Source organism: Paenibacillus sp. J22FR5 (genome assembly GCF_059691975.1).
Map to the genome: position 1 here is coordinate 33,604 of NZ_JCAUAN010000040.1, position 26,387 is coordinate 59,990.

At 44.7% G+C, this 26,387-nt stretch carries 27 protein-coding genes, 1 rRNA gene and 1 other annotated feature; of the genes, 1 reads left to right on the forward strand and 27 read right to left on the reverse strand.

Going from position 1 to position 26,387, the window contains the following annotated elements:
* Positions 1–14: 14 nt before the first annotated feature.
* From rpoB to AC58P7_RS30300, 19 genes are all read right to left on the reverse strand, one after another.
* Positions 15–3,554, reverse strand: a complete 3,540-nt coding sequence (gene rpoB, locus AC58P7_RS30210; RefSeq protein WP_497349609.1) for a DNA-directed RNA polymerase subunit beta — start codon at positions 3,552–3,554, stop codon at positions 15–17.
* A gap of 351 nt (positions 3,555–3,905) precedes the next feature.
* Positions 3,906–4,502, reverse strand: coding sequence for a class I SAM-dependent methyltransferase (locus tag AC58P7_RS30215; RefSeq protein ID WP_497349611.1), 597 nt, complete (start codon positions 4,500–4,502; stop codon positions 3,906–3,908).
* A 189-nt stretch (positions 4,503–4,691) separates the two neighbouring features.
* Positions 4,692–5,057, reverse strand: coding sequence for a 50S ribosomal protein L7/L12 (gene rplL, locus AC58P7_RS30220; protein ID WP_079418035.1), 366 nt, complete (start codon positions 5,055–5,057; stop codon positions 4,692–4,694).
* A gap of 65 nt (positions 5,058–5,122) precedes the next feature.
* On the reverse strand, positions 5,123–5,632 hold the full coding sequence (rplJ, locus tag AC58P7_RS30225; RefSeq protein ID WP_436239096.1) for a 50S ribosomal protein L10: 510 nt from the start codon (positions 5,630–5,632) through the stop codon (positions 5,123–5,125).
* A 68-nt stretch (positions 5,633–5,700) separates the two neighbouring features.
* Positions 5,701–5,852: a sequence feature (ribosomal protein L10 leader region), on the reverse strand.
* A gap of 54 nt (positions 5,853–5,906) precedes the next feature.
* The gene (rplA, locus tag AC58P7_RS30230; RefSeq protein ID WP_028557507.1) at positions 5,907–6,599 is read right to left on the reverse strand and encodes a 50S ribosomal protein L1; all 693 of its coding nucleotides are present in this window, start codon (positions 6,597–6,599) and stop codon (positions 5,907–5,909) included.
* A 116-nt stretch (positions 6,600–6,715) separates the two neighbouring features.
* Positions 6,716–7,141, reverse strand: coding sequence for a 50S ribosomal protein L11 (rplK, locus tag AC58P7_RS30235; RefSeq protein WP_028557508.1), 426 nt, complete (start codon positions 7,139–7,141; stop codon positions 6,716–6,718).
* A gap of 133 nt (positions 7,142–7,274) precedes the next feature.
* Positions 7,275–7,808: a transcription termination/antitermination protein NusG gene (gene nusG, locus AC58P7_RS30240; protein ID WP_028557509.1), complete on the reverse strand. Its 534-nt coding sequence runs from the start codon at positions 7,806–7,808 to the stop codon at positions 7,275–7,277.
* Between the two features lie 24 nt (positions 7,809–7,832).
* On the reverse strand, positions 7,833–8,045 hold the full coding sequence (secE, locus tag AC58P7_RS30245; protein WP_028557510.1) for a preprotein translocase subunit SecE: 213 nt from the start codon (positions 8,043–8,045) through the stop codon (positions 7,833–7,835).
* A gap of 19 nt (positions 8,046–8,064) precedes the next feature.
* Positions 8,065–8,214: a 50S ribosomal protein L33 gene (gene rpmG, locus AC58P7_RS30250; protein ID WP_079418041.1), complete on the reverse strand. Its 150-nt coding sequence runs from the start codon at positions 8,212–8,214 to the stop codon at positions 8,065–8,067.
* Between the two features lie 223 nt (positions 8,215–8,437).
* Positions 8,438–9,082, reverse strand: coding sequence for an RNA polymerase sporulation sigma factor SigH (gene sigH / locus AC58P7_RS30255; RefSeq protein ID WP_028557511.1), 645 nt, complete (start codon positions 9,080–9,082; stop codon positions 8,438–8,440).
* Positions 9,083–9,201: 119 nt separating this feature from the next.
* Positions 9,202–9,714: an NYN domain-containing protein gene (locus tag AC58P7_RS30260; RefSeq protein WP_497246587.1), complete on the reverse strand. Its 513-nt coding sequence runs from the start codon at positions 9,712–9,714 to the stop codon at positions 9,202–9,204.
* A 5-nt stretch (positions 9,715–9,719) separates the two neighbouring features.
* Positions 9,720–10,460, reverse strand: coding sequence for a 23S rRNA (guanosine(2251)-2'-O)-methyltransferase RlmB (gene rlmB / locus AC58P7_RS30265; protein ID WP_497349614.1), 741 nt, complete (start codon positions 10,458–10,460; stop codon positions 9,720–9,722).
* 42 nt (positions 10,461–10,502) lie between these two features.
* Positions 10,503–10,931 carry a Mini-ribonuclease 3 gene (locus AC58P7_RS30270; RefSeq protein WP_497349616.1) on the reverse strand — a complete coding sequence of 143 codons (429 nt, stop codon included), beginning with the start codon at positions 10,929–10,931 and terminating at the stop codon, positions 10,503–10,505.
* Positions 10,928–12,328: a cysteine--tRNA ligase gene (gene cysS / locus AC58P7_RS30275; protein WP_497349618.1), complete on the reverse strand. Its 1,401-nt coding sequence runs from the start codon at positions 12,326–12,328 to the stop codon at positions 10,928–10,930. Before cysS ends, AC58P7_RS30270 begins: the two co-directional genes overlap by 4 nt.
* Entirely contained in the window at positions 12,325–12,981 is a 657-nt protein-coding gene (cysE, locus tag AC58P7_RS30280) for a serine O-acetyltransferase (protein ID WP_497349620.1), read from the reverse strand. Before cysE ends, cysS begins: the two co-directional genes overlap by 4 nt.
* 402 nt (positions 12,982–13,383) lie before the next feature.
* On the reverse strand, positions 13,384–14,838 hold the full coding sequence (gene gltX, locus AC58P7_RS30285; protein WP_497349622.1) for a glutamate--tRNA ligase: 1,455 nt from the start codon (positions 14,836–14,838) through the stop codon (positions 13,384–13,386).
* Between the two features lie 37 nt (positions 14,839–14,875).
* Entirely contained in the window at positions 14,876–15,361 is a 486-nt protein-coding gene (ispF, locus tag AC58P7_RS30290; protein WP_436239102.1) for a 2-C-methyl-D-erythritol 2,4-cyclodiphosphate synthase, read from the reverse strand.
* Positions 15,358–16,065: a 2-C-methyl-D-erythritol 4-phosphate cytidylyltransferase gene (gene ispD / locus AC58P7_RS30295; protein ID WP_497349624.1), complete on the reverse strand. Its 708-nt coding sequence runs from the start codon at positions 16,063–16,065 to the stop codon at positions 15,358–15,360. Before ispD ends, ispF begins: the two co-directional genes overlap by 4 nt.
* 92 nt (positions 16,066–16,157) lie before the next feature.
* On the reverse strand, positions 16,158–17,225 hold the full coding sequence (locus AC58P7_RS30300; RefSeq protein WP_497349626.1) for a PIN/TRAM domain-containing protein: 1,068 nt from the start codon (positions 17,223–17,225) through the stop codon (positions 16,158–16,160).
* A 152-nt stretch (positions 17,226–17,377) separates the two neighbouring features.
* Between AC58P7_RS30300 and AC58P7_RS30305 the strand changes: the two genes are divergently transcribed.
* On the forward strand, positions 17,378–17,773 hold the full coding sequence (locus AC58P7_RS30305; RefSeq protein ID WP_477593118.1) for a nucleoside triphosphate pyrophosphohydrolase family protein: 396 nt from the start codon (positions 17,378–17,380) through the stop codon (positions 17,771–17,773).
* An 80-nt stretch (positions 17,774–17,853) separates the two neighbouring features.
* Here the strand turns inward: AC58P7_RS30305 and pssA are convergent, their stop codons facing one another.
* From pssA to rrf, 8 genes are all read right to left on the reverse strand, one after another.
* The gene (gene pssA / locus AC58P7_RS30310; RefSeq protein WP_497349628.1) at positions 17,854–18,612 is read right to left on the reverse strand and encodes a CDP-diacylglycerol--serine O-phosphatidyltransferase; all 759 of its coding nucleotides are present in this window, start codon (positions 18,610–18,612) and stop codon (positions 17,854–17,856) included.
* Between the two features lie 85 nt (positions 18,613–18,697).
* The gene (disA, locus tag AC58P7_RS30315) at positions 18,698–19,777 is read right to left on the reverse strand and encodes a DNA integrity scanning diadenylate cyclase DisA (protein ID WP_310502686.1); all 1,080 of its coding nucleotides are present in this window, start codon (positions 19,775–19,777) and stop codon (positions 18,698–18,700) included.
* A gap of 39 nt (positions 19,778–19,816) precedes the next feature.
* On the reverse strand, positions 19,817–21,184 hold the full coding sequence (gene radA, locus AC58P7_RS30320) for a DNA repair protein RadA (RefSeq protein WP_497349630.1): 1,368 nt from the start codon (positions 21,182–21,184) through the stop codon (positions 19,817–19,819).
* A gap of 154 nt (positions 21,185–21,338) precedes the next feature.
* A complete protein-coding gene (gene clpC, locus AC58P7_RS30325; RefSeq protein WP_497349632.1) occupies positions 21,339–23,783 on the reverse strand; it encodes an ATP-dependent protease ATP-binding subunit ClpC in 2,445 nt (814 codons plus the stop codon).
* 54 nt (positions 23,784–23,837) lie between these two features.
* Positions 23,838–24,899 carry a protein-arginine kinase McsB gene (gene mcsB, locus AC58P7_RS30330; protein ID WP_497349634.1) on the reverse strand — a complete coding sequence of 354 codons (1,062 nt, stop codon included), beginning with the start codon at positions 24,897–24,899 and terminating at the stop codon, positions 23,838–23,840.
* Between the two features lie 21 nt (positions 24,900–24,920).
* Entirely contained in the window at positions 24,921–25,427 is a 507-nt protein-coding gene (gene mcsA / locus AC58P7_RS30335; RefSeq protein ID WP_056618372.1) for a protein-arginine kinase activator protein McsA, read from the reverse strand.
* Positions 25,428–25,440: 13 nt separating this feature from the next.
* Positions 25,441–25,902, reverse strand: a complete 462-nt coding sequence (locus tag AC58P7_RS30340; RefSeq protein ID WP_056618373.1) for a CtsR family transcriptional regulator — start codon at positions 25,900–25,902, stop codon at positions 25,441–25,443.
* Positions 25,903–26,278: 376 nt separating this feature from the next.
* A 5S ribosomal RNA gene (rrf, locus tag AC58P7_RS30345) occupies positions 26,279–26,387 on the reverse strand; the annotation flags it as partial.

The window sequence follows — 26,387 nt, forward strand, 5'->3', positions numbered from 1 at the left end:
CTATTGTGGTGTTACTATTCGTTGACTCCAAGCTCAGAGCCCTCAATGTTTAGGTTTAATTTATCGCTCGTCACTTCGTCGTCATCGTCAGCTTCGCGCATTTCGATCTCTTCTTCATCGCCAGACAGGATTTTAACATCCATGCCTAAGCTTTGAAGCTCTTTGATCAAAACTTTAAAGGATTCCGGAACACCAGGTTCTGGAACGTTCTCGCCTTTGACAATGGATTCGTACGTTTTCACACGACCCACAACGTCATCTGACTTAACGGTAAGAATCTCTTGCAATGTATAAGCAGCTCCATAAGCCTCGAGTGCCCATACCTCCATCTCCCCGAAACGTTGTCCACCGAACTGCGCTTTACCACCCAGCGGCTGCTGAGTAACAAGAGAGTAAGGTCCTGTGGAACGGGCATGGATTTTATCGTCAACCATGTGTGCCAGTTTGATCATGTACATAACGCCAACGGTTACTTCACGTTCGAAGGACTCTCCTGTACGACCATCGTACAGAATCGTTTTACCGCTACGTTGCATACCTGCTTCTTCCATGGCATCAAATACGTCATACTCACGCGCTCCATCGAATACCGGTGTAGCAGCATGAATACCAAGATACTTGGAAGCCATACCTAAGTGAACCTCAAGTACTTGACCGATGTTCATCCGTGAAGGAACCCCTAGTGGATTCAGAACGACTTCTACCGGCGTACCATCTGGAAGGAAAGGCATATCTTCTTCAGGGAGAATACGTGCTACTACCCCTTTGTTACCATGACGTCCCGCCATTTTGTCGCCTTCGGAAATTTTCCGCTTTTGAGCGATGTAGACACGAACGAGTTGGTTCACACCAGGAGGCAGCTCATCGCCGTTCTCACGTGTAAATACTTTCACATCGACAACGATACCATCAGTACCATGCGGCACGCGTAGGGACGTGTCACGAACCTCACGAGCCTTCTCACCAAAGATCGCGTGTAGCAATCTTTCTTCCGCTGTCAGCTCCGTTACACCCTTCGGTGTTACTTTACCAACAAGGATATCGCCAGCGCCGATTTCGGCACCAACACGGATGATTCCGCGCTCATCAAGATTCTTAAGTGCGTCTTCCCCAACGTTCGGGATGTCGCGAGTAATTTCTTCAGGTCCAAGCTTCGTATCACGAGCTTCAGACTCGTATTCCTCGATATGAATGGAGGTGTACACATCTTCTTTAACAAGCTTTTGGCTTAGCAAGATCGCATCCTCATAGTTGTAACCTTCCCAAGTCATGAAAGCTACGACTACGTTACGGCCTAGTGCCAATTCGCCTTGTTCTGTTGATGGTCCATCAGCAAGAATATCGCCCGCTTTAATCAATTGACCTTTTTTAACAATTGGACGTTGATTAATGCACGTACCTTGGTTAGAACGCATAAATTTATGAAGCTTATATTTGACGATGTTACCACTGACTAGCTTGCCATCAACCATTTCCTGGCGACGCAGCCAAATTTCATTCGCAGCAGCCTTCTCAATAATTCCATCAAATTTGGAGACAATACATACTCCTGAGTCTTTAGCAACTTTGTGCTCCATTCCTGTCCCTACAAGTGGTGCTTTAGGAATAAGAAGTGGAACAGCTTGACGCTGCATGTTGGAACCCATTAACGCACGGTTGGAGTCATCGTTTTCAAGGAACGGAATTAGCGCTGTTGCAACAGATACAACCTGTTTCGGAGAAACGTCCATGTAATCGACACGTTCAACCGGAAGTGTTAAGTTATCATCTTTGTAACGAACGATAATCGCGTCTTCGACGAATTTATTGTCTTCCGTCAATTTCGCATTCGCCTGTGCGATAACATAGTTATCTTCTTCATCCGCTGTCAGGTAAGCGATTTGATCTGTTACCAAACCAGTCTTCGGATCCACCCAACGGTACGGAGCTTCAATGAAGCCATACTCGTTAATACGAGCAAACGTAGACAAGGAGTTGATTAGACCAATGTTCGGTCCCTCAGGCGTCTCAATTGGACACATACGACCATAGTGAGAGTGATGCACGTCACGAACTTCCATCCCTGCGCGCTCTCTCGTCAAACCGCCGGGTCCGAGTGCAGATAGACGTCTTTTGTGCGTCAATTCAGCGAGCGGATTCGTTTGGTCCATAAACTGAGAAAGTTGGGAGCTACCAAAGAACTCTTTGATCGACGCGATAACAGGACGAATGTTGATCAACGCTTGCGGCGTGATCACGTTAGCATCTTGAATCGACATACGTTCACGAACAACACGCTCCATACGGGATAGACCGATACGGAATTGATTTTGAAGCAATTCACCTACAGAACGAAGTCTACGGTTACCAAGATGGTCAATATCATCTGTATTTCCAATACCATGCAGTAAGTTAATGAAGTAGTTAATGGATGAAATGATATCGGCAGGCGTGATGTTTTTGACAGCTTTATCAATAACACCGTTAGAAATAACCTTAACAACCTTGCCTTCTTCCGTTGGTGAATATACATTAATGCACTGAACAGGGATTGTATCCGCGCCAGTTACACCTTTAGGAATCGTAAACTCTTTATATCCCGCACCTTTTTCGATAAAAGGAAGGATTTCATCCAGCACACGACGATCCAACAATTGTCCAGCTTCAGCAATGATTTCCCCAGTTTCAGAATCCACCAAAGTCTCAGCCAAACGTTGATTGAATAATCTGTTTTTGATGTGTAATTTTTTATTGATTTTGTAGCGGCCTACATTTGCCAAATCGTAACGCTTCGGATCAAAGAAACGAGCAACGATCAAGCTTCTGGCATTATCAAGTGTAGGCGGCTCACCTGGACGAAGACGCTCATAGATTTCGATCAACGCTTTTTCCGTAGAATCCGTGTTATCTTTATCGAGCGTGTTACGAATATATTCGTTATCACCAAGCAAATCTAGAATCTCAGCATCCGTACCGAATCCTAATGAACGAAGCAATACAGTTACCGGAATTTTGCGCGTACGATCGATACGAACGTAGATGATATCTTTCGCATCTGTCTCAAGTTCCAGCCATGCTCCACGGTTCGGAATCACTGTTGCTGTGTAAGTTTTTTTGCCGTTTTTATCCACTTTCGTGCTATAATAAACACTGGGAGAACGAACGAGCTGGGAGACGATTACACGCTCCGCACCGTTAATAATGAACGTTCCCGTATCAGTCATAATAGGGAAATCCCCCATGAACACTTCTTGTTCCTTGACCTCACCGGTTTCCTTATTAATCAAACGGACTTTGACTCTTAACGGCGCCGCATAAGTTACGTCGCGTTCTTTGGATTCATCAACTGAATACTTAGGATCGCCTAAGCTATAGTCAATAAACTCCAGTACTAGGTTCCCTGTAAAATCCTGAATCGGGGAGATATCCTGAAACATCTCACGAAGTCCCTCTTCCAAAAACCACTCATACGATTTTTGCTGGATTTCAATCAGGTTTGGAATGCCCAGAACCTCATTAATTCGTGCATAAGTCCTGCGTTTACGTCGTCCAAATTGAACAAGATGTCCCGCCAACTTTCATTCACCCCTCAACTCTACTCAATAAATAAAAAGAAAGAAGAAAAACTTCGACCGACGTACACTCAGGACGCCTCCGTTAGTGGAGCCCGTCCGAATAAGCGACTGTATGGATGAAGGTTTTTCTCTGTATTCAACAAGGCTTTTTCAAGATTCTCTTCTCATCCTGTTAGAATTTCCCAAAATTCAAACATTATACGTTACAGGTTCAAATTTTATTCATACTGGAAGAAAAAAAGACTTGACATTTTTACTAACTAAAGACATGTGTCCCATCTTAATACTGACATTTTTTAATAATATCACATTTGAAATGTCAAGTCAAACAAATTCCCACGAATTGGCGAATTACTTTGTCGCCTTCAAAATCCGATAGCCCTTATCCTTCGAAACTTCCACCACGTCACTGTACAGGGTTTCAAGCTTCTTCACTGCAGACGGAGCTCCTTGTTTCTTCTGAATAACGACCCATAGCGAACCGCCATCACTTAAACAATCATAAGCGTCCACGAAGATCCGATGAACCGTTTCTTTCCCCGCGCGAATTGGCGGGTTCGTCAACACAACATCAAACTTCTGATCTTTCACTTGCTCTAAAAGATCACTTTGTAGAATCGTGACATTCGCAATCCCATTGCGTCGTGCATTCTCTAGTGAAAGTTCAACTGCTCTCTCATTAATATCGACCATAGTCACATGCCCTTTCGGGCACATAACCGCAGCACTCAACCCCATCGGCCCATATCCGCAGCCCACATCAAGAACACGAGCATTCTCCGGCAAATCCATCGTCTCTATTAAATGCTTACTTCCGTAATCGACACCTTTTTTCGAAAATACACCTGCATCCGTTAGGAAAGTAAATGTCCTACCACGAAGCATTTCTTGTGTGGTGTGAACATCACTCTTCACCGAAGGTCGCTGTGTGTAATAATGCTCTGACACGTTTGAATTCCCTCCTTTTCTACCTATAGGAAAATCAAATAACCACGTGTGTTCCTAAGGCTTTCCTAAGGGTAAAAACTTAGGTACAATAAACGGCTACACCGTCTATATCCTGTGAAACAATCCATTCTCAAATGTTGAAAAAAACCTCTTGAAGTCAAGCTTCAAGAGGTTTCCTAAGAAAAAGAATTACTTAACTTCTACGGAAGCGCCAGCTTCAGTAAGCTTAGCTTTAACAGCCTCTGCTTCTTCTTGGCTAACTTTTTCTTTAACTGCTTTTGGAGCTCCGTCAACAAGGTCTTTCGCTTCTTTCAGGCCAAGACCTGTGATTTCGCGAACTACTTTGATTACGTTGATTTTGGATGCGCCAGCGCTTGTCAAGATAACGTCAAACTCAGTTTGAGCTTCTTCAACTGCTACTGCTGCGCCGCCGCCAGCTGCTACTGGAGCTGCTGCTGTTACGCCAAACTCTTCTTCAATTGCTTTAACCAGGTCGTTCAATTCCAAGATTGTCATGCCTTTGATTGCTTCTAGGATCGTTGCATTTGTGCTCATGGTTAAACCTCCATTATCATTAATAAATTAGTTTTTTTGTTTGTAAAACAGGTAGTGCGTAAAAATTAAGCTTGACCTTCAGCTTCTTTTTTCTCTGCAACTGCTTTAACAGCAAGTGCAAAGTTACGAACTGGAGCTTGAAGAACGCTAAGCAACATGGAGAGAAGACCATCTCTGGATGGAAGTTCTGCAAGTGCTTTGATTTCAGCGGATCCAACTACGCGGCCTTCGACCACGCCAGCTTTCACGCTAAGTTTATCGTTCTTTTTCGCAAATTCAGTCAAGATTTTAGCTGGAGAGATTACATCGTCTTTGCTGAAAGCAATAGCTGTTGGTCCCGTAAGGAACTCATCCAAACCAGTCAGTTCAGCGTTAGCCGTTGCGCGTCTCGCTAGGGAGTTCTTGAGAACTGTAAATTCGATACCAGCTTCACGTAAGCTTTTGCGCAGCTGAGTTACTTGAGCTACGTTCAAACCACGGTAATCTGCTACGATTGTACAAGTGCTAGCTTTAAACTTCTCAGTTACTTCAGCTACAGCTTGTTCTTTCTCTGCAAGAATTTTCGCGTTTGCCATAGTACACCTCACTTCTTATGCATTTATCTTTCAAGATCGCAAACAGTAGGAGCATTAGCATTTCTTATCTATGAATAAGAAATGCCTTCGTAGACGCTACGAAGGCATGATGTGTTCACTTTTTCCCTGATGTACAAAGAAATCGTTATATATCATAACACCTCGGTAGGAAATTAAGCTGTTCAGCACCTACTGTCTACGGTTTGCATATTCATTTTTAGGACCTTTGATAGAGTATCACGCCCAGTAACCGAAGTCAACTGGAAGCTTTTACTTATCTGAAGGATGACAGGTTCACACGTACGCTTGGACCCATTGTCGAGGATACAGCAATGTTCTTCAGGTAAACACCTTTAGCCGCTGCTGGTTTCGCTCTAACAAGTGCATCAACCAATGCTTTGAAGTTTTCGTTCAACTTGTCTGCATCGAAAGATACTTTACCAAGTGGAGCATGAATTTGGCCTGCTTTGTCAAGACGGTACTCGATTTTACCTGCTTTGATCTCCTGAACAGCTTTGGTAACGTCGAAAGTAACTGTTCCTGCTTTAGGGTTTGGCATTAAACCTTTACCCCCGAGGATACGACCCAGTTTACCAACTTCGCTCATCATGTCTGGAGTAGCTACGCAAACGTCGAATTCAAACCAGCCTTGTTGAATTTTGTTGATCATGTCTGCATCACCAACAAAATCTGCACCAGCCGCTTCAGCTTCTTTCGCTTTCTCGCCTTTAGCAAATACAAGTACACGTTTCGTTTTACCAGTACCGTGTGGAAGTACAACTACACCACGAACAGCCTGATCTTGTTTTCTTGGGTCTACACCCAGACGAACTGCAACATCTACAGTTTCATCGAATTTAGCAGGAGCTGTTTTCTTAACAAGCTCGATTGCTTCTGACGGATCGTACAAAGTTTCAGCATTTACAAGCTGAGCTACTTCGCGGTATTTCTTACCGTGTTTAGGCATAATATTTATCCTCCTTAGTGGTATTAGCGGATAATCCTCCCACCGAGCGACCTCCATATTTTCGTAGAAAACATTTCTGTAAGCTTCGAGCTTACACAGTCGCATTCCTTGCGGAATTAATCTTCGATGACGATTCCCATGCTACGAGCAGTACCTTCAACCATACGCATTGCAGCCTCAACGGATGCAGCATTTAGGTCAGGCATTTTTTGTTCAGCGATTTCGCGAACTTTAGCGCGTTTCACAGTTGCAACTTTCTTTTTGTTTGGTTCACCGGATCCTTTTTCGATACCAGCAACGACGCGAAGAAGAACTGCAGCCGGAGGCGTTTTAGTGATGAATGTAAAGGAACGGTCTTCGAAAACTGTGATTTCAACTGGAATGATTAGACCAACTTGATCAGCAGTACGAGCGTTAAATTCTTTACAGAAAGCCATAATGTTCACACCTGCTTGACCCAATGCTGGACCGATCGGTGGTGCTGGATTTGCTTTCGCAGCTTGAACTTGAAGCTTCACGATTTTAATAACCTTTTTTGCCATGATAGACACCTCCTTGCATTAATATAGGAGTCTTTGACGAATCAAAGCCTCACTACTCAGGAATCTGATACGATCCCACTAACGTAGGTCTATCCCAAGGAATAGACCTGGTAGAACCTTTTGGTTGTCATGTTTAGAGTTTTTCCACTTGGTCGAAGTCGAGCTCAAGCGGTGTTTCTCTACCAAACATGTTGACATGTACCTTCAGTTTACCCTTATCGGCAATAATCTCTTCGACAGAGCCAACAAAGTTTGCAAATGGACCCACCTTGACGCGTACGGTCTCTTTGAGTTCGAAGTCAATTACTTCCTTCGGCTCTTCCATTCCCATATGCTTCAGAATCGATTCAACTTCCTCAGGTAATAATGCAGTTGGTTTAGAGCCAGATCCTGTAGAACCTACGAATCCAGTTACTCCTGGCGTATTACGTACTACGTACCAAGAGTCGTCGGTTTGAATCATTTCCACGAGGACATACCCTGGATAAACTTTACGCATAACGACTTTTTTCTTGCCGTCTTTGTTTACCAGTTCTTCTTCCATAGGCACAAGCACACGGAAGATCTTGTCCGTCATTTCCATAGACTCAACGCGCTTCTCTAAGTTGGCTTTCACTTTGTTCTCATACCCTGAATAGGTATGTACGACGTACCATCTTTTTTCCATGAATAAATTCACCTATAGTCCTGTTTATTTAAAAACAAGGCGCAGCAACTCAGAAATTCCTAGATCCAGCACAAAAAAATAAATAGCAACAAAAGCTACTGTACCTATTACGACTAGCGTATAAGTAGTCATCTCTTTGCGACTTGGCCACTTGACCTTTTTGAGTTCTGTCCAACTGTCGGTGAAGAAGGAAAAAGTGGATCCGAAGCTTTGTCTCATTCTAGCCAAGAACGCCACAAACTACACCTCCAAAGAACTACCTAGTCTCGCGATGAGCAGTATGTTCATTGCAAAATTTGCAATATTTCTTCAACTCAATACGGTCGGGATTGTTGCGCTTATTTTTAGTGGATGCATAGTTTCTTTGTTTGCAATTTGTGCACGCTAATGTGATGATGACCCGCATGATGTACACCTCCTACAGACACTTTCTAATTAAAGCCCTTCTAAGCGCATCAAAAAGAAAGCGACTTTTAGGGCTACCTGAAACACTTTATCACAACTGTCCCCCGAGTGTCAAGGTAGAAGTCTTACAAATGCAAGAGTATCATCAGTATAGGCTCCCCCGAGGGTTACTAAACATACAAACAAAGAAAAACGCCCGTACAGCTCAAGCGGCACGGGCATTTCTACAAATCTCTGACTTCTAAATACCGCTCAAGCTTCCGCTTGACACGTTGGAGAGCATTGTCAATTGACTTCACATGGCGATCGAGATCCACCGCAATTTCTTGATAGGATCTGCCATCGAGATAGAGCATCAGTACTCTACGCTCTAAGTCACTTAAAATTTCTCCCATTTTATCTTCAAGTCCCGTAAACTCTTCTTGATTAATTACAAGCTCCTCAGGGTCTGTCACCCTGGAACCGCTAATGACATCAAGCAGCGTACGATCAGAATCTTCATCATAGATGGGCTTATCCAGTGACACGTAGGAATTAAGAGGTATGTGCTTTTGACGCGTTGCTGTCTTAATCGCCGTGATGATCTGTCGTGTAATGCACAGTTCAGCAAAGGCTTTGAATGAAGCAAGCTTGTCTCCTCGGAAGTCACGGATAGATTTATATAAACCTATCATTCCTTCCTGCACAATATCTTCTCGGTCTGCACCTATCAAAAAATAAGAACGTGCTTTGGCACGTACAAAATTCTTATACTTATTGATAAGATATTCCAAAGCTTCGCTACTGCCTTCACGGACTGCTTCGACAATGTCTTCATCTGGCTTGAGGTCATAATCATACATTCTCAGTTCTTTGAGGTCGACACTCACCAACAATCCCTCCGGCCTGCAAGACTACCCAGATTTCACTATAAAAGTTAGGTTAAGTATACATGATGAAATCTCACACCGTCAACGGGGAACCCCACCATTTCTAGCATTTGGAGGATTTACTCTCCTCTTCGCCATCGTTCAAACTTCGCTTTCATCTCATCACTCAGCTTGCCTTCGAAAGGATTTCGTTTGGTTGTTGTCTCCGGAACAATACGTTCGCGAACCTCTTTACGATTCTGTTTGATTTTCACTAGCAATTCTTTCGCAGGCATGCGAAGCGCCCCTTTGCCAAATATGACATGCTGCTCGATCATATCCGACGTCGCTACGAAAATTTCTTTGCGTCTGCCCATCAGATTCGTGACCAATCGTTCGATACGCTCATCTGCGGTTTCCTTCTCTTTGGTATAAAGCACGGCCAACTTGTTTTGCACATATTTCTTACCGAGCCCTGGCACCATGTACGCATCAAATACAAGATATACTTTCATGCCCGAAAAGGATTGGAATTCAGCAAGCATGTGGATCAGCCCGTCACGCGCACCTTCGAGGTCGGTATCCTTTAATTTGCTCAATTCAGGCCAGGCGCCAATAATGTTGTAGCCATCTACAATTAGGATCTGTTCCATCCCATTTAACTCTTATTACGTTGTCTTACCACTTCATACATCAATACACCCGCGGCAACAGAGGCATTCAACGAATTAACATGTCCGGCCATTGGCAGCTTAACTAAGAAGTCGCATCTTTCTTTAATAAGTCGACCAACGCCTTTTCCCTCATTCCCAATAACTAGAGCAATCGGAATCGTAAAGTTAGCTTTGTAGACATCCTGTGCAGCCGATACATCCGTACCTGCAACCCATACGCCTTGCTCCTTCAATTGTTCAATCGTTTGAGCAATGTTCGTTACACGTGCAACTGGCACATACTCAACAGCGCCAGCGGAGGTTTTGGAAACCGTTGCGGTTAATCCAACCGAACGGCGCTTCGGTATAATTACACCGTGAACACCGGTACAATCAGCTGTACGTAAGATAGAGCCCAGATTATGCGGATCTTCAATTTCATCTAATATTAAAATAAACGGTTCCTGCCCGAGCGCTTTCGCTTTGGCTAAGATATCGTCAACTTCTACATATTCATAGGCAGCTACTTGCGCTACAACGCCTTGATGTTGAAGGCCTTCTGCCATTTGATCCAGCTTACGCTTGTCCGTAAATTGGACAATAATCCCTACATTTTTGGCTTCTGCCACAATCGGGCCTGCGAATTGCTTCTGAGCGCTCTCCGCAATCCATATTTTATTAATTGTCCGTCCTGCGCGAAGCGCCTCCAATACGGAATGCTTCCCGCCGATAATGTCTTCATCCATCCTAATTCCTCCTAATGGTACTTGAGAACTTCTGTCTAACTTCTACTTCTGACTATGCGTGATGGCGAAGTCTAATATCTCTTTCAATCGCTCAAAGGATTGTTTGTAATATAAATATCCGATTAAGCACTCAAACGCGGTACTGTGCCGGTATTCCAGCACATCCGCGTTTTTGGCTGTCGTTCCTGACTTGGCATTTCGTCCCCGCTTCACGATGTCCACTTCTTCTTCTGTTAACGTTGGCATCAACGCCGTCAACAATTTGGACTGTGCTTTGGCAGAGACATACCCCGTTGATGCTTTATGCAAATGATTGGGGCGGTGATTGGCGCCTGAGATGACATATTGTCGGATATAAACCTCATAGACAGCATCTCCAATATACGCCAATACCAATGGATTCAATAAATTCGGACTTTTAGATGGCGGGAACGCAAACAGATTAGCAGCATCAAGATTCATTTCACTCATTTGCGACGCCAGCGTATGCCTTGTGGTGTATCCTCAAGGAATATCCCTTTCTCCGTCAGCAAATCACGGATTTCATCCGCGCGTGCCCAGTTCTTCGATTTTCGCGACTCCGTACGTTCAATGATCAACTGCTCGATCTCTTCATCCAGCAATTCATTCCCTTCTTGGGAGAGAATGCCGAGCGTCACATCAAACGCCTCTAGTTGTTCCAAGTAAAGTTTCACTGCATCCGCATTCACCCGCTCCTGTTGCAAGTACAAGTTAGCTTCGGCAACAAGATCGAATACCGCGGTAATCGCATCTGGTGTATTGAAATCATCATTCATTTTATCCACAAATTGTTTCGAGATCGCCTGTAACTTATCTACTATTCCCGCTTCAACTTCTCCTGTTGCAGATGCTGTAGCCAGACGGTGCTTCATATTATCATACGCATTTTGAATACGTTCCAACGCATTCGCAGCTTGCTTCAAACTCTCATCACTGAAATTCAGCGGATTACGATAGTGAGCAGATAGCATGAAGAAACGGAATACTTGCGGTTTAATCTGTTTAATGAGATCGCGGATTAGAATACCATTTCCGAGTGATTTCGACATTTTCTCGTTATCAATATTAAGGAAAGCATTGTGCAACCAATAATTGGCCATAGGATGACCTGTTATCGCCTCGGTTTGAGCAATCTCACATTCATGGTGAGGGAACGTTAAATCTTGCCCGCCTCCGTGAATATCAATGGTTTCACCCAGATACTTGCGTACCATGGCAGAGCACTCAATATGCCAGCCTGGTCGACCTTGACCCCAAGGACTATCCCAATAAATTTCACCTGGCTTCGCGGCTTTCCAGAGGACAAAATCCTGTGGATTTTCTTTGCGATCATCGACTTCAACACGGATTCCGTACTGGAGTTCTTCCAAATTTTGATTAGAAAGCTTGCCGTATTCCGTGAATTTAGAAGTTCGATAGTACACATCACCGCGAGCTTCGTATGCAAAATCCTTCTCCACTAGCGCAGCAATGAAATCGATAATTTCTTGAATGTTCTCAGTTACACGCGGATTTAGTGTCGCCTCATGAACACCCAAGGACTGGATATCTTCTATGAAAGCTGCGATGAACGTTTCAGCAAGTTCTGGTACGGAAACCGCCATCTCCTCGGCTTTACGAATCATTTTATCATCCACATCGGTAAAGTTTGTTATATAGGTTACTTCATACTGCTGCGATTCCAAATAACGACGAACAACGTCGAAAAATATAACAGGCCGGCCATTTCCAATATGAATGTAGTTATATACCGTTGGGCCACATACATACATCTTCACTTTACCGGGCTCAATCGGAACAAATTCTTCCTTCTTGCGAGTTAATGTATTATATACTTTGAGTGTCATGTTCTCCTCAGTTCTCCATTCTTCTTCCGTTCTTCTTCAAGTTGGTATTTCAAATCATTGATTTGACTTTGTAATTCTTGGAAAATATCAACAATCGGATCCGGCAAATTGCCATGATCCAGCCGATTCACACGGACGCCGTCTCGTTTCACAAGCTTTGCAGGTATCGTGACGACTGTGCTATTAGAAGGAACCTCCTGAATCACAACGGCATTGGACCCTATGCGTGAGTTTTCTCCCACGAGGAAGGAGCCGAGAATTTTGGCACCAGAACCAACAACTACATTATTTCCAATTGTTGGGTGTCTCTTACCTTTCTCTTTCCCCGTTCCACCTAAAGTTACGCCTTGATACAAGATCACATCGTCCCCGATTTCACAGGTTTCCCCGATAACAACCCCCATCCCATGGTCAATAAACAATCGTTTACCGATCGTCGCACCAGGATGGATCTCGATTCCCGTCATGAAACGACTAATTTGGGAAACGATACGTGCCAGGGTATACATCCTTCTTGCATATAACCAATGCCCGATACGATGTGACCAAATCGCATGAAGTCCGGAATACGTAAAAACAACCTCAAACCAGCTGCGTGCTGCAGGGTCATTATCGAATACAGCTGATATATCAGATTTGATCGTTGACCACATATGCTCACCTTCTTCATAGAGAGTACCTAGGTTAACAACTCCTTCGCGTAAAAAAAGAAACGAGTGTGTCATTATCCCGGATGATGTCGTGTACAAATAAAAAAAGCCCCTGCAGCCTATAGGCTACAGAGGCGTGGTTATCGCGGTTCCACTCTGCTTGGTGACTCGGAAGTCTCCCAACTCAAAACCCGTAACGTGGGTATTCCGGCTGCGCCTACCCTACTCGGTGAGTATTCGGCGCGGCTGCTCCCAGGTGCATTTCTGATTACAAGGATTGGATAACTCACAGCCGAAGCCTCTCGGCCCCGATTATCCTCTCTGACAAATCCTCACTTAACCATACTCTCCTGATCATGGCATTTCGTATTTCATTGAGTTAAGTATAGCGAAAAGAGTCTCGCTTTACAATAAGCTCCGTAGACGTGAAACGACTTTTTCTTTCCCTAATAGGTAAAGAGACACATTCAGGTCCGGTCCATGGACTTGACCTGTCAACGCGGAGCGAACAGACATGAATAACTGCTTTCCTTTGAAGCCTGTTTCCTTCTGCACAGCTTTCAGCAGTGGCGGTATCGCTTCAACGGCGAAAACTTCCGCTTGCTCCACTTGTGTTAGGAAGCTCGTCAACACCACAGGCACATGCTCCTCTTTCAATACGGCTGCCGCTTCATCGTCGATGACTAGCTCTTCCTTGAAGAAGAGAGCCGATAATTCCACGATTTCAGCCGCGTAGCGCATTCTTTCTTGATTGAGGCTGACAAGCGCCTCTACCCATTCCTGTGCAGCTGCATCCAAGTCGCCTTGGATATACCCAGCTTTGCGCAAATGTGGCAAGCAGAGATCCACAACGCGGGAGAGCGGAGCCTTTTTCAGATAGGCATTGTTCATCCAATTCAATTTATCCATATCAAACACAGCTGGACTCTTGGATACACGATCCAAATCAAACTGCGCGATCAATTCTTCTTTCGTGAACATCTCTTCTTCTCCACCAGGTGACCAACCTAGCAGTGCGATGAAGTTCACAACTGCTTCTGGCAAATAGCCGAGCTCCCGATACTGTTCGATAAACTGGATGATGGACTCATCCCGTTTGCTCATCTTCTTGCGGTCTGGATTCAAAATCAATGCCAAATGGGCAAAATCCGGAATCGGCATATCCAATGCTTCGTACATCAGGATTTGTCTTGGCGTATTGGAAAGATGTTCCTCCCCACGAATAACCAAGTTGATTTTCATCAAATGATCATCCACAATAACGGCAAAGTTGTAAGTCGGGATCCCGTCTGGACGCGCAATAATGAAATCGCCAATCCCATTGGAATCGAATTCCACATGTTCGCGAACTTTATCTTCGATGGCAATGATGCGATCGGCAGGCACACGGAAACGCGTAGCAGGCACGCGGCCTTCTGCTTGATGAGCAGCTATCTGCTCTGGCGTCAAGTTACGGCATTTGCCTGAGTAACCGCCCATTTCCCCGCTAGCCTCTTGCTCAGCACGCTCTTGCTCTAGATCCGCTTCTGAGCAATAGCACCCGTAGGCGTGACCGCTCTGTAACAGCTTGTCTAGATAGGTCTTGTAAATATCGAGTCTCTCCATCTGACGGTAAGGACCATATGGACCTCCGATATCCACGCTCTCATCCCACTCTAAACCAAGCCATCTCAATCCATTCAATTGGTCCTCGATACCTGATTCCTTATGACGGGTCTGATCGGTATCCTCAAAACGCACAACGAACGCTCCACCATTGCGGCGGGCTAGTAAATAATCAAACAGTGCCGTACGGGCACCGCCAATATGTAAATGTCCAGTCGGACTAGGTGCATAACGCACGCGTAATGGCTGATTCATCGATGTATCCCCTTTTCTACCCACTCATGAATACCTGCTATTTTATCACATCTCGAATTAAACAAACAACCGATTGCGCCGCGATTCCCTCGCCTCGTCCCGTAAATCCAAGCTGTTCCGTCGTTGTCGCTTTCACGTTCACTTGATCTGGCTCTGCTTCCAACGCGGCAGCGATAATTTCAACCATTTGTGAGATGTATGGCAGCATCTTCGGCTTCTGAGCGATGATCGTGGAATCCGCGTTCCCCAATTTGTAGCCCTTCTCTTTCGCTAATTGCCATACCCGCTTCAAGAGGACTAAGCTATCCGCATCTTTGTACTCAGCAGCCGTATCCGGGAAATGCTTCCCGATATCGCCAAGACCTAGTGCTCCTAAGATCGCGTCACTAATTGCATGCAACAGCACATCCGCATCGGAGTGCCCTAGCAATCCTTTCTCATAAGGAATCGTAACGCCACCAATAATGCACTTACGTCCTTCTACCAATTGATGAACATCAAATCCATTGCCTACACGAATCATTTACGTTCCTCTCCCCTAACGTTATGTAATATCCAATCTGCCCATGGTAAATCTTCTGGGGTCGTTATTTTAATATTATAATAGTCCCCTTCTACAACATGCACCGCAGCGCCTAAACGCTCCACTAGCATCGCATCATCCGTACCCATGAACTCCTCATATTGCGCCTTCTCGTGCGCTTCCAATAAGAGAGAAAGACGAAAAGCTTGCGGCGTTTGGATCGCCCACAAGCTTCGTCTATCTGGCGTGGATTGAATGCGCTTATCTGCTGCATCAACAATCTTAATGGTATCTTTGACTGGAACGGCTAATACCGCTGCCCCTACTTCTTGTGCCTTTATCAGGCAATCGAACATATGTTCTTTTTTGACAAAAGGCCGAACACCGTCATGCACAAGCACCCATTCCGTTCCCTCTTGCAAGGCATGGAGACCTTGTCTAACGGAATCCTGACGCTCCGCGCCCCCGGCTAGTACACAGGTTACCTTCGTAAGTACATAGCTCGTGACATAGCCGTTACAGCGATTCACATCATCTGCACCAACAACGAGAATAATTTCATCCACTTCATGTATGTTTTGAAATAATTGCAAGGTATGTACCAGAATTGGCTTCTGTCCCAGTTGCAGGTATTGTTTGCTTTCTGCTGTACCCATGCGCGAACCCTTGCCCGCTGCCACGATGATAACTCCTAGCTTCCCCATAAGTCCTCCAACTTGCCGCTTTCCAAACGAAAGCTTTCTGCGTAAGCATAGGCCATAAGAGAACTATGTTACATCTCCTTATCATACTGGTTTTACTGTGCTTTTTCCAATAGTTTTGGTTTCGCAAAAATCATGCGGCCTGCGGATGTCTGTAGCACACTCGTTACCATCACTTCGAGCGTCATACCGATGAAATCACGTCCACCTTCCACCACGATCATGGTACCATCATCAAGATAAGCGACCCCTTGTCCATGTTCCTTGCCGTCCTTAATGACTTGAACGATAATTTCTTCACCTGGCAGGACGACGGGCTTCACGGCGTTTGCAAGATCATTGATATTCAGAACCGATACCCCTTGCAATTCGCATACCTTGTTAAGGTTAAAATCGTTCGTAATTACTTTCCCTTGAAGCACTTTAGCTAAGCGGACTAGCTTACTATCAACTTCAGCAATTTCTTCGAAATCCCCTTCATAAATGAGGACTTTCACTTCAAGCTCTTTTTGGATTTTGTTCAAAATGTCTAGTCCGCGACGTCCGCGATTTCGCTTGAGTAAATCTGACGAGTCTGCAATATGCTGTAGTTCTTCCAATACGAACTCCGGAATAACTAAGGTTCCCTCGATAAAGCCTGTCTTGCAAATGTCTGCGATACGGCCATCGATGATGACACTCGTATCCAAAATCTTATGCTCTTCATACGGACGATGCGTCTGCTTCTCCGGGCCTCCAGAGCGGCTCTTGGCTATGACCTGAACGAGTTCTTCCCGCTTGCTGTAACCGATACGGAAGCCCATAACTCCGAGTACAGCCGACGCAATGAAGGGTAGAAATGGCCCCGCCCATTTGGCTTGCTCCAACACAGGGAACAACATGACTGATACCAATAATCCAATCACCAGACCCAGTGTACCAGAAAGCAAGTCCGACACGGGAATATCCGTGACATTGCGTTCGCCTTTGATCAACAGCTTCATACCAACGCTTGCTACCCATGCTGAAACCAAAAACATTCCTACCGCACATAAACTATTAATCCAAAATACTTGTCCTGCTTGACTTGTTACATCCGTTGTTCGAAGGAACGAATCGCTCCACCTATAACCTAAACTGCCACCCATGATGGCTAAAATGATTTGCACCCATTTCTTCATCACAGATTCACCTCCTGCATCAACTTTTTTGAACCTTATTACAATTATGTTCCAATTTATGCAACGTTAATCACTTCTTTAGTCGGAAAATTGAAATATTAGAAGGCATCCATTATAATGAAATGGAAGTTACCAACCTACCCGAGGTGGATGGAATGAGCTCCTTGACTTTAAAGCAGTTTCAGGATCAAGTGTCTGAATTGTTACTCCGTCACCGCAGTCTGCTTGACGTGTTATCGAAATTTCAGCAGTCAGGCGCAGCAACCAATCGTTCCGTCGTGAAATCCATTACTGAATGTGGATGTATTCAAGTCCATGCAGCCAAGCAAGAGTATCATCCAGAGATGACCTTGGATGAGGCTAAGGATGTTCTTCGCACCCATGTATCTGGTCACTTATGTGAACAATGCATTGAGGTCGTTAGTAGCGAGCTAGGCAGAAATCTTTTCTATATGTCTGCGCTAAGCAACATTCTTGATATTAATTTGGAGCAAGTCGTTGAGAACGAATCAAAGAAATGTACAACATTGGGCCTATTCAACATGTCATGATGATGAAAACAAAAAAAAGCATTTATTTTCTACCTGAGAATCAGGAGAAAATAAATGCTTTTTATTTTCGAACAATGTGCTTAAACGTCAGATTTCACTGAATTGCTGTCGTCCATGCCACGTCTTTTGTTCTTTCTGCGAAGATTGCGGAGACGGATGAAATATCCATCAACGTTTTTTTTTAGGCCGTACAGCGCGTACATCAGTAGCGGTACGAAAATCATTTTGGAAATGGACTCTGGCCATTTGATGGCAATCAAAATAGCTGCTGCAACGATGATTGGTGTAATCCAAATTGCTGCTTTAGGAATACCCGCTTTTTTGAAGTTCGGATATTTCACTGTGCTCACCATTAAGTATGACAATAGAACTGTACTTACGAGAAGTACATAAACGTTAATATCGTTCACGAACAGAGCTAATGTACAAAGAACACCGCCTGCTGCTGGAATCGGTAAACCGATGAAATAGCCAGGCGTACCGGCAACAACATTGAATCGAGCTAAACGCAGCGCTCCACAAATCGGGAAGATCGCCGTAACAATCCAAGCAAACGCTGGGCTAATGACGGTTGGGTCGTTGAATGCAACTACATACATGATAAAAGCAGGAGCGACACCGAAAGAAATCACATCGGATAAGGAGTCTAATTCTTTGCCGAACTCACTTTGAGCGTTCAACGCTCTTGCTACCCGTCCATCGAGTCCGTCCAATAGCATGGCGACAATGACAAGAACGGCAGCGATACCGTGTTCTCCACTGAAGGCTAGGATAATCGATAAAACGCCTAGGAATAAGTTCCCTACTGTAAAGAGACTGGGAATTGATTTTGTTAACATATGTTTTTGTCCACCTCTGGATTTACTATACCCTAAACTTGACTTCATGAAACCTCAACAATGATACTTTATGATTGTATCCACTTTAAATATGTCTGTCAATGAAGACTTGTTCCTGAATTCTTTTGAGACCTTCCTTAATGGCGCGGGCTCTCACTTCTCCGATTCCGTCAACTTCATCCAATTCCTCGATCGTCGCCATCATCATGTGCGGCAAGTAGCCAAACTTCTCCACAAGATTACCAATAATGATCGATGGTAACCGCGGGATTTTGCCTAAAATGCGGAAGCCGCGTGGGGAGACAGGCTCTTCAGCAATCGAATTGGTATGAGAATACCCAAGAAGGCGAATGATTTGCTGGGGTTCTAACAGTTCATCAGATGACAGCCGCTTCAAACCAGCCTGCATCTCTTTGACTCTTTCCTCAGATAATTCTCTTACATAATCTTTTACGAGCAAACGCGCTTCAAGTTCCGCATTCCCAACAAGTTCTTCTAACTGCATGCTGATTAAGCGTCCCTCATTGCCAAGTTCGTTAATATAGCGATTAATCTCGGCTTTGATACGTAAAACCATTTCAAACCTAGCAATAACGTTGGTAATATCGTGCAGGGTAACTAACTCTTCAAATTCTGATGCGCTAAGGTTCGTTAATGACTGGTCCAACACAACTTTGTAACGTTCCAATGTCTGGATCGCTTGATTCGCTTTAGTAAGGATGACCCCGATATCTTTCAGCGCATACCTTAAATTACCTTGATAGAGGGTTATCACATTCCGCCGCTGTGAAATGGAAACGACTAATTTATTCGTCTGCTTCGCTACGCGTTCAGCAGTCCGGTGCCTAATTCCCGTTTCAGACGATGAAATCGAAGAGTCCGGAATCAGCTGCGTATTCGCATAGAGGATACGCTTGATATCCTCACTGAGGATGATTGCGCCATCCATTTTGGCGAGCTCATACAAATAGTTGGGCGAAAAGTCACAATTTATAGAAAACCCACCATCCACGATTTCAGTTACCTCTGAACTGAAACCTACAACGATCAGGCCACCTGTTTTGGCGCGTAAGACATTCTCCAAACCATCACGAAATGGTGTTCCAGGCGCTACCAATTGGAGCAATTGGCTCATCACATCGCGTTTCGTCTCTTCTTTACTCATCATTTTCCTCCTGAAGGCTTGTAGCTTGCAGAACCCGCATTAACCGAGCGCTGCTTTCAATGCCTCTGCCACCGTGTTAACGCCAATAATCTCCATTCCTTTGGGATGTGTCCACCCCTTCAAACTTTTCTCTGGCATAATAACTCTTCTGAATCCCAGCTTCTCCGCTTCTTTCACACGTTGATCAATTCGGGATACGCCGCGAACTTCCCCAGTTAAGCCGATCTCTCCGAACACGACATCGAAGGGTTGTGTTGGTTGATCCCGAAAACTGGATGCGATACTAATGGCGATCGCCAAATCCACGGCTGGTTCATCCAGCTTGATTCCACCTGCCACGTTGAGGTAGGCATCTTGATTTTGCAAAAACATGCCCATCCGTTTCTCCAGCACCGCAATAATTAAAGAAAGGCGATTATGATCAACACCCGTTGCCATCCTTCTTGGAGATGGAAAGTTCGTCGAAGACACTAATGCTTGAATCTCCACCAAGACGGGCCGCGTCCCCTCCATGCTTGCAACCACTGCAGAACCAGCCACGCCAAGCGGTCTCTCCGATAGAAACAGCTCAGATGGATTGTTAACTTCGACGAGACCAACCTCTTGCATTTCAAAAATACCGATTTCATTTGTAGAGCCAAAACGATTCTTCACAGCCCTTAACACACGGTAGGAGTGATGCCGCTCCCCTTCAAAGTAGAGCACACAATCTACCATATGCTCCAGCATTCTAGGCCCCGCTATTGCCCCTTCCTTCGTCACATGCCCGACTAGGACCGTCGCAATTCCCTTACCCTTAGCTATTCTCATAAAATGCCCTGTGCATTCTCGTACCTGTGAGACGGTTCCAGGCGCGGAAGTAATCGCTGGATGAAATACCGTTTGGATCGAGTCAATGACGAGAAAATCAGGGTTGGTTTCTTGGATGGCTTCCTCAATAAGCTCGAGGTTCGTCTCACATAATACATATAGCAATGGAGAGGAAGCATTCAAACGATCTGCTCGAAGCTTCGTTTGCTTGATCGATTCTTCTCCTGATATATAAAGCACCTTTTGCTGAGCTTGTGTGAGTTCGAAGGAAGTTTGAAGGAGCAAGGTTGATTTCCCGATACCTGGATCTCCACCTACGAGGATTAGTGATCCTGGGACAATACCTCCGCCTAGGACCCGATTTAATTCTTTGTTGCTTGTGACAACCCTTGGTTCAGAGCTGCTTTCTATATGTATGATGGGGATCGCTTTTTCTTTCGTTTTGAGGATAGAAGAAGTCATACCCTGCGTACGAACAACCGTTTCAATTTCTTCCACCATCGTATTCCAAGACTGACAACCTGGACATTTACCCATCCATTTCGGTGAATCATAGCCGCATTCTTGGCAGCTAAATTTTGTTTTTTGTTTACTCATAGAAGAAGCTACTCCTTAACATGGGGATATCCTTTTTGGCTATCCTTACCAATAAAGTTTACCATTTTTATGTTTTTCATGAAAGTGCCGAAAGAAATAAAAAGCATTTTACTCCATCCTCATCGGATGAAGCAAAATGCTTCTTTGCTTTCCCTTACTTCGTCAATGTGACGCCTTCGCCTTTCAGGACGACTAGTTCGCCTTCATTCTCATCGATTGTTAGTGAATCACCTTTGGAAATATTACCTCTTAGCAATTCTTCCGATAAGCGATCTTCGATATGCTTTTGAATCGCTCTGCGCAATGGACGTGCACCATAGGTTGGATCGAAGCCTTCTTTGGCAAGGAACATTTTGGCCTTATCGGTTAGCAAGAAATCAACTTCTTGCTCCTTCAGACGTTTGCGAAGATCATCAGCCATCAAGCTGACAATTTGCGCAATGTGCGCTTGGTCCAGAGAGTGGAACACGATGATTTCATCAATCCGGTTAAGGAACTCAGGACGGAAGCTTTTCTTCAACTCGCCCATAACCTTATCTTTCATATTCGTATAGTCTCTTCCAGCATCCAGTGCTGCCGTGAAGCCAAGCGAGGAGTTTTTCTTAATCATGTCAGCGCCGACGTTGGAAGTCATAATGATTAATGTGTTGCGGAAATCAACCGTACGGCCTTTGGAATCCGTTAAGCGACCATCCTCTAACACTTGCAAAAGAATATTGAACACTTCCGGATGCGCCTTCTCGATTTCATCGAGGAGGACAACGGAATATGGCTTACGGCGAACTTTCTCGGTTAGTTGACCGCCTTCTTCATAACCCACATACCCTGGAGGCGCCCCGACTAAACGGGAAGTCGAATGTTTTTCCATATATTCCGACATATCGATACGAACTACGGCGTTATCATCTCCGAAGAGAGATTCCGCTAGAGCACGTGCAAGCTCGGTTTTACCAACCCCTGTTGGTCCAAGGAAAATAAAGGAGCCCATCGGACGCTTAGGATCTTTCAAGCCAGCTCTTGCGCGGCGGATCGCACGACTTACGGCTTTAACCGCTTCTTCTTGTCCAATGACACGCTCATGAAGGATATCTTCCATTTTGAGCAAGCGATCTGTCTCTTCTTCAGCAAGCTTGCTAACAGGGATTCCTGTCCAGCTCGCTACAATTTGAGCGATATCATCTGGTGTAACTTCTGTATCCAGACGACCTTGTTTCTCTTTCCACTCGTTCTTCGTCGAGTCTAGCTCTTCACGAAGCTTTTGCTCCGTATCACGAAGTCCTGCTGCTTTCTCGAACTCTTGGCTTTGAACCGCAGCATCTTTCTCTTTACGGATATTCTCTAACTTGCTTTCAAGCTGTTTCAAAGATGGCGGTGTTGTGTAAGAACGCAATCTTACTTTGGAGCTTGCTTCATCGATCAAATCGATTGCTTTATCCGGTAAGAAACGATCTGTGATATAACGATCCGACAGCTTTACAGCCTCTTGAATCGCGGCATCTGTAATTTTCACACGGTGATGCGCTTCATAGCGATCACGCAAACCGTACAGGATTTGAACAGCTTCTTCTGGTGATGGCTGATCTACCGTAATCGGTTGGAAGCGACGCTCAAGCGCTGCATCTTTTTCGATGTATTTACGGTACTCATCCAACGTTGTAGCTCCAATACATTGCAGCTCTCCTCTAGCCAGTGCAGGCTTTAGGATGTTAGAGGCATCAATAGCCCCTTCCGCTCCACCAGCACCAATCAAAGTGTGAAGCTCATCAATGAACAATACGATATTGCCCGCTTGACGAATTTCATCCATGATCTTTTTGAGACGATCCTCGAATTCACCGCGATACTTCGTTCCTGCAACAACAGAACCCATATCGAGGGTCATAACGCGTTTATCTTTCAACGTTTCCGGAATTTCATTGTTGATGATTTTTTGTGCAAGGCCTTCCGCGATGGCTGTTTTACCAACCCCTGGTTCACCAATCAGCACGGGATTGTTTTTGGTTCTACGGCTCAATACTTGAATGACACGTTCAATCTCTTTGCTGCGGCCGATTACAGGGTCCAAATGCCCCTCTTTGGCATAAGCCGTCAAATCTCTTGCCAGACCATCCAATGTAGGCGTGTTCACATTTGGATTCGTACCATGGCTAGGCGACACCGTTTCGCTGCTGCCCAAAAGCTGCAGAACTTGCTGACGTGCCTTGTTCAAGGATACGCCAAGATTATTAAGAACTCTTGCTGCTACGCCCTCACCCTCACGAATAAGTCCGAGCAAAATATGTTCAGTCCCCACATACGTGTGACCTAATTTTCTCGCTTCATCCATCGAAAGCTCAATGACTTTCTTAGCTCTAGGTGTATACGCGATGTTGGTAGGCTGCTCTTGTCCTCTGCCAATTAGAGATTCGACTTCATCTTGAATTTTCTCAAGACCTAGGCCGAGCGCAACGAGTGCTTTAGCAGCAATGCCTTCACCTTCACGAATAAGTCCTAGTAAAATGTGCTCTGTTCCAATATTGTTATGCCCTAAACGAACAGCCTCCTCTTGAGCTAGAGAAAGCACCTTCTGCGCACGTTCCGTAAATCTGCCAAACATCATAGCGAACACCTCCAAAAGTAGTATATCTATGGAATTTCTAAAGGATGAATCCTTTTATACCCGACCAAATTTCTCTCGAATCAGTTCTGCACGTCGCATATCTCGCTCTTCTGCATTCAGCTTCTCACCCGCATATTGCTGAAGGAAACCAGGTTGTGTCATGACTAACAATTCATTGAGAACATTGGAGGATACATTGTTGATGATACCCAGGTCAATACCCAGCCTTACATCTGACAGTCGCTGAGCCGCCTCCTTAGAGTCTATAATCCCAGCATAGGATAGAATACCAAGCGAGCGATTCACACGATCAATGATCCGCATTCTAGACTCTTGTAATAGCTTATGTCTTGCGGCCCGTTCATGCTCTATAATTTGCCTGGCCACACTATATAAATTATCAATAATCTCTTCTTCCGATTGACCTAACGTAATTTGGTTAGAGATTTGGAATAGATTACCTAAAGCTTCGCTACCTTCCCCGTATAATCCTCTAACCGTCAACCCAACTTGTGTAACTGCGGATAAAATACGATTAATTTGCTGACTAAGCACTAACGCCGGCAGATGCATCATGACCGATGCTCGTATCCCCGTGCCGACATTCGTCGGGCAGCTTGTTAGGTAGCCTCTTTTTTCATCGTACCCATAATCCATCTGCGTCTCAAAAATATCGTCAATCTGATTTGCCAAATCCCATACCTCTTTAATCTGGAAACCTGGACATAAACATTGTATGCGAAGATGATCCTCTTCATTGATCATGATACTAATCGATTCATTATCGCTTAAAATAACGGCACCATTCCTGGATTCGTTAGCTAAATTTGGACTAATTAAATGTTTCTCCACTAGCACCATTCGCTCGAGCTCATTAAGCTCTGCCAATGGAATGAGCGAGAAGTTGCTTATCGTCTCCAGCTCTTCATTCTCAAGAACACCAGATAACTGTTCCAGCACTTCCTGTGATTGTTGATTAGTCGCGAGCATGGGATATGGATAGTCTCTCAGGTTACGAGCAATACGGATTCGACTACTAATGACAATATCCGACTCTGGCCCTTCACCCTTCATCCATTCACTCAAAGCATCTCCTGTAAACCGCTGTAATGTCACTGGATTCACTCCCTTACAAACTTACATACCCGCAATCTTCTTCTCAATCTCACGAATTTGGTCACGTATCTGGGCAGCTTGCTCGAATTCTTCGCTCTCGATACAAGTCATCATATCTTTCTTCAAAAGATCGATTTCACGCTTGCTTTGAATGATTCCACCACTGCGCTTAGGAACTTTTCCAACATGAACGATGTTCCCATGCACTCTCTTAAAAAGTGGATCTAATTTAACCGAAAAGCTTTGATAACAAGAGCCGCACCCAAACCGGCCTAATTTGCTGAATTGCGAATACGTAAGACCGCAGTTATCACAGCGGATGGCCTGAGACTTTGCCGCGGACAATGGTTCAAAATCAAGTAAGCCTGAAAGTAAATTGTGAATCGAAAAGCCGTTCGATGTTCCTGGGATCATCTCGCCCTTCTCGCGGGCACAATTCTCACAAATGTGGAACTCGTTCTTGTCTCCATTCACAATCTTCGTGAAGTGAAGAGTCGCCGGTCGTTTCCCGCATTCCTGACAAACCATTCCATCTGCCTCCTTATCTGCTAAGCAAGGATATCAGCATTGCTTTAAGAATCTTGGCCCGAATTTCATCGCGCAGCGGCAGTTTAAAGGTCAATACATCTCTGGATATTGCTGCTCGAATCAGGTTAGCTTCTCTGGTGGAAATATAGTGCCCCTCTTGCAATTGATAAATAAGCCCCTCTGAGGTGACTTGATCAATGTGGGTATGAATCGTACGGAATATGTGATCCAAAATAGATCCATGACTCTTGAGCTCGATCTTCTGGATCCGAATATAGCCGCCGCCGCCGCGTTTACTCTCCACCACATAGCCTTTTTCCAAGGTGAACCTTGTACTAATGACATAATTGATTTGAGATGGCACACATTGAAACTGGTCAGCTAAATCATTTCGTTGAATCTCGATAGCCCCTTCCGTACTTTGTTGCAAGACATGTTTTAAATACTGTTCAATAATTTCTGATACATTGCGCATCAATTCGGCCTCCCAGATTTCTAGAAGTAAATTGACTTTGACTTTCTTTGACCTTAACTAAATTATAATCATTTCCTTTCTTTTTGACAAGTACTGCTCCTAAAATGTCTCCCCCCACGGATCCGATCTCCTTATGTGAACCTTACTATTGTTGACCTTCCCTACAGATTTATTCGAATTAACTTGAAGAAAAAGCGGCTGTTATCGCTCTTTTTACATAAATAGGACAGAATAAGAATGCAAAAAACCTTTCTGAGATTCCTCTCAAAAAGGTTTTCATCTTCTGCTGCAGTAAGTGCGTACGATTAACTGCAAAAACTCCATCAAACGAAAAAAGAACCTTACTTGGAGTTATCCAGGTAAGGCTCTTTTAATTGCTTGGCAACGTTCTACTCTCCCAGAACCCTGCGGTTCAAGTACCATCGACGCTGGAGGGCTTAACGGTCGTGTTCGAGATGGGAACGCGTGGGTCCCCTCCGCCATCA

Bases quoted from the DNA above. Each gene is read 5' to 3' on its own strand.
- rplL (WP_079418035.1), bottom strand. From the start codon at position 5,057: ATGAGCACAAATGCAACGATCCTAGAAGCAATCAAAGGCATGACAATC.
- pssA (WP_497349628.1), bottom strand. From the start codon at position 18,612: ATGTTAACAAAATCAATTCCCAGTCTCTTTACAGTAGGGAACTTATTC.
- ispF (WP_436239102.1), bottom strand. From the start codon at position 15,361: ATGATTCGTGTAGGCAATGGATTTGATGTTCATCAATTGGTAGAAGGA.
- rpmG (WP_079418041.1), bottom strand. From the start codon at position 8,214: ATGCGGGTCATCATCACATTAGCGTGCACAAATTGCAAACAAAGAAAC.
- ispD (WP_497349624.1), bottom strand. From the start codon at position 16,065: ATGGGGAAGCTAGGAGTTATCATCGTGGCAGCGGGCAAGGGTTCGCGC.
- AC58P7_RS30305 (WP_477593118.1), top strand. From the start codon at position 17,378: ATGAGCTCCTTGACTTTAAAGCAGTTTCAGGATCAAGTGTCTGAATTG.
- nusG (WP_028557509.1), bottom strand. From the start codon at position 7,808: ATGGAAAAAAGATGGTACGTCGTACATACCTATTCAGGGTATGAGAAC.
- rplK (WP_028557508.1), bottom strand. From the start codon at position 7,141: ATGGCAAAAAAGGTTATTAAAATCGTGAAGCTTCAAGTTCAAGCTGCG.
- AC58P7_RS30260 (WP_497246587.1), bottom strand. From the start codon at position 9,714: ATGGAACAGATCCTAATTGTAGATGGCTACAACATTATTGGCGCCTGG.
- rplJ (WP_436239096.1), bottom strand. From the start codon at position 5,632: ATGGCAAACGCGAAAATTCTTGCAGAGAAAGAACAAGCTGTAGCTGAA.
- gltX (WP_497349622.1), bottom strand. From the start codon at position 14,838: ATGAATCAGCCATTACGCGTGCGTTATGCACCTAGTCCGACTGGACAT.
- rplA (WP_028557507.1), bottom strand. From the start codon at position 6,599: ATGCCTAAACACGGTAAGAAATACCGCGAAGTAGCTCAGCTTGTAAAT.
- disA (WP_310502686.1), bottom strand. From the start codon at position 19,777: ATGAGTAAAGAAGAGACGAAACGCGATGTGATGAGCCAATTGCTCCAA.
- mcsA (WP_056618372.1), bottom strand. From the start codon at position 25,427: ATGGTTTGTCAGGAATGCGGGAAACGACCGGCGACTCTTCACTTCACG.
- AC58P7_RS30270 (WP_497349616.1), bottom strand. From the start codon at position 10,931: ATGAGTGAAATGAATCTTGATGCTGCTAATCTGTTTGCGTTCCCGCCA.
- cysS (WP_497349618.1), bottom strand. From the start codon at position 12,328: ATGACACTCAAAGTATATAATACATTAACTCGCAAGAAGGAAGAATTT.
- AC58P7_RS30340 (WP_056618373.1), bottom strand. From the start codon at position 25,902: ATGCGCAATGTATCAGAAATTATTGAACAGTATTTAAAACATGTCTTG.
- cysE (WP_497349620.1), bottom strand. From the start codon at position 12,981: ATGTGGTCAACGATCAAATCTGATATATCAGCTGTATTCGATAATGAC.
- radA (WP_497349630.1), bottom strand. From the start codon at position 21,184: ATGAGTAAACAAAAAACAAAATTTAGCTGCCAAGAATGCGGCTATGAT.
- clpC (WP_497349632.1), bottom strand. From the start codon at position 23,783: ATGATGTTTGGCAGATTTACGGAACGTGCGCAGAAGGTGCTTTCTCTA.
- rlmB (WP_497349614.1), bottom strand. From the start codon at position 10,460: ATGGATGAAGACATTATCGGCGGGAAGCATTCCGTATTGGAGGCGCTT.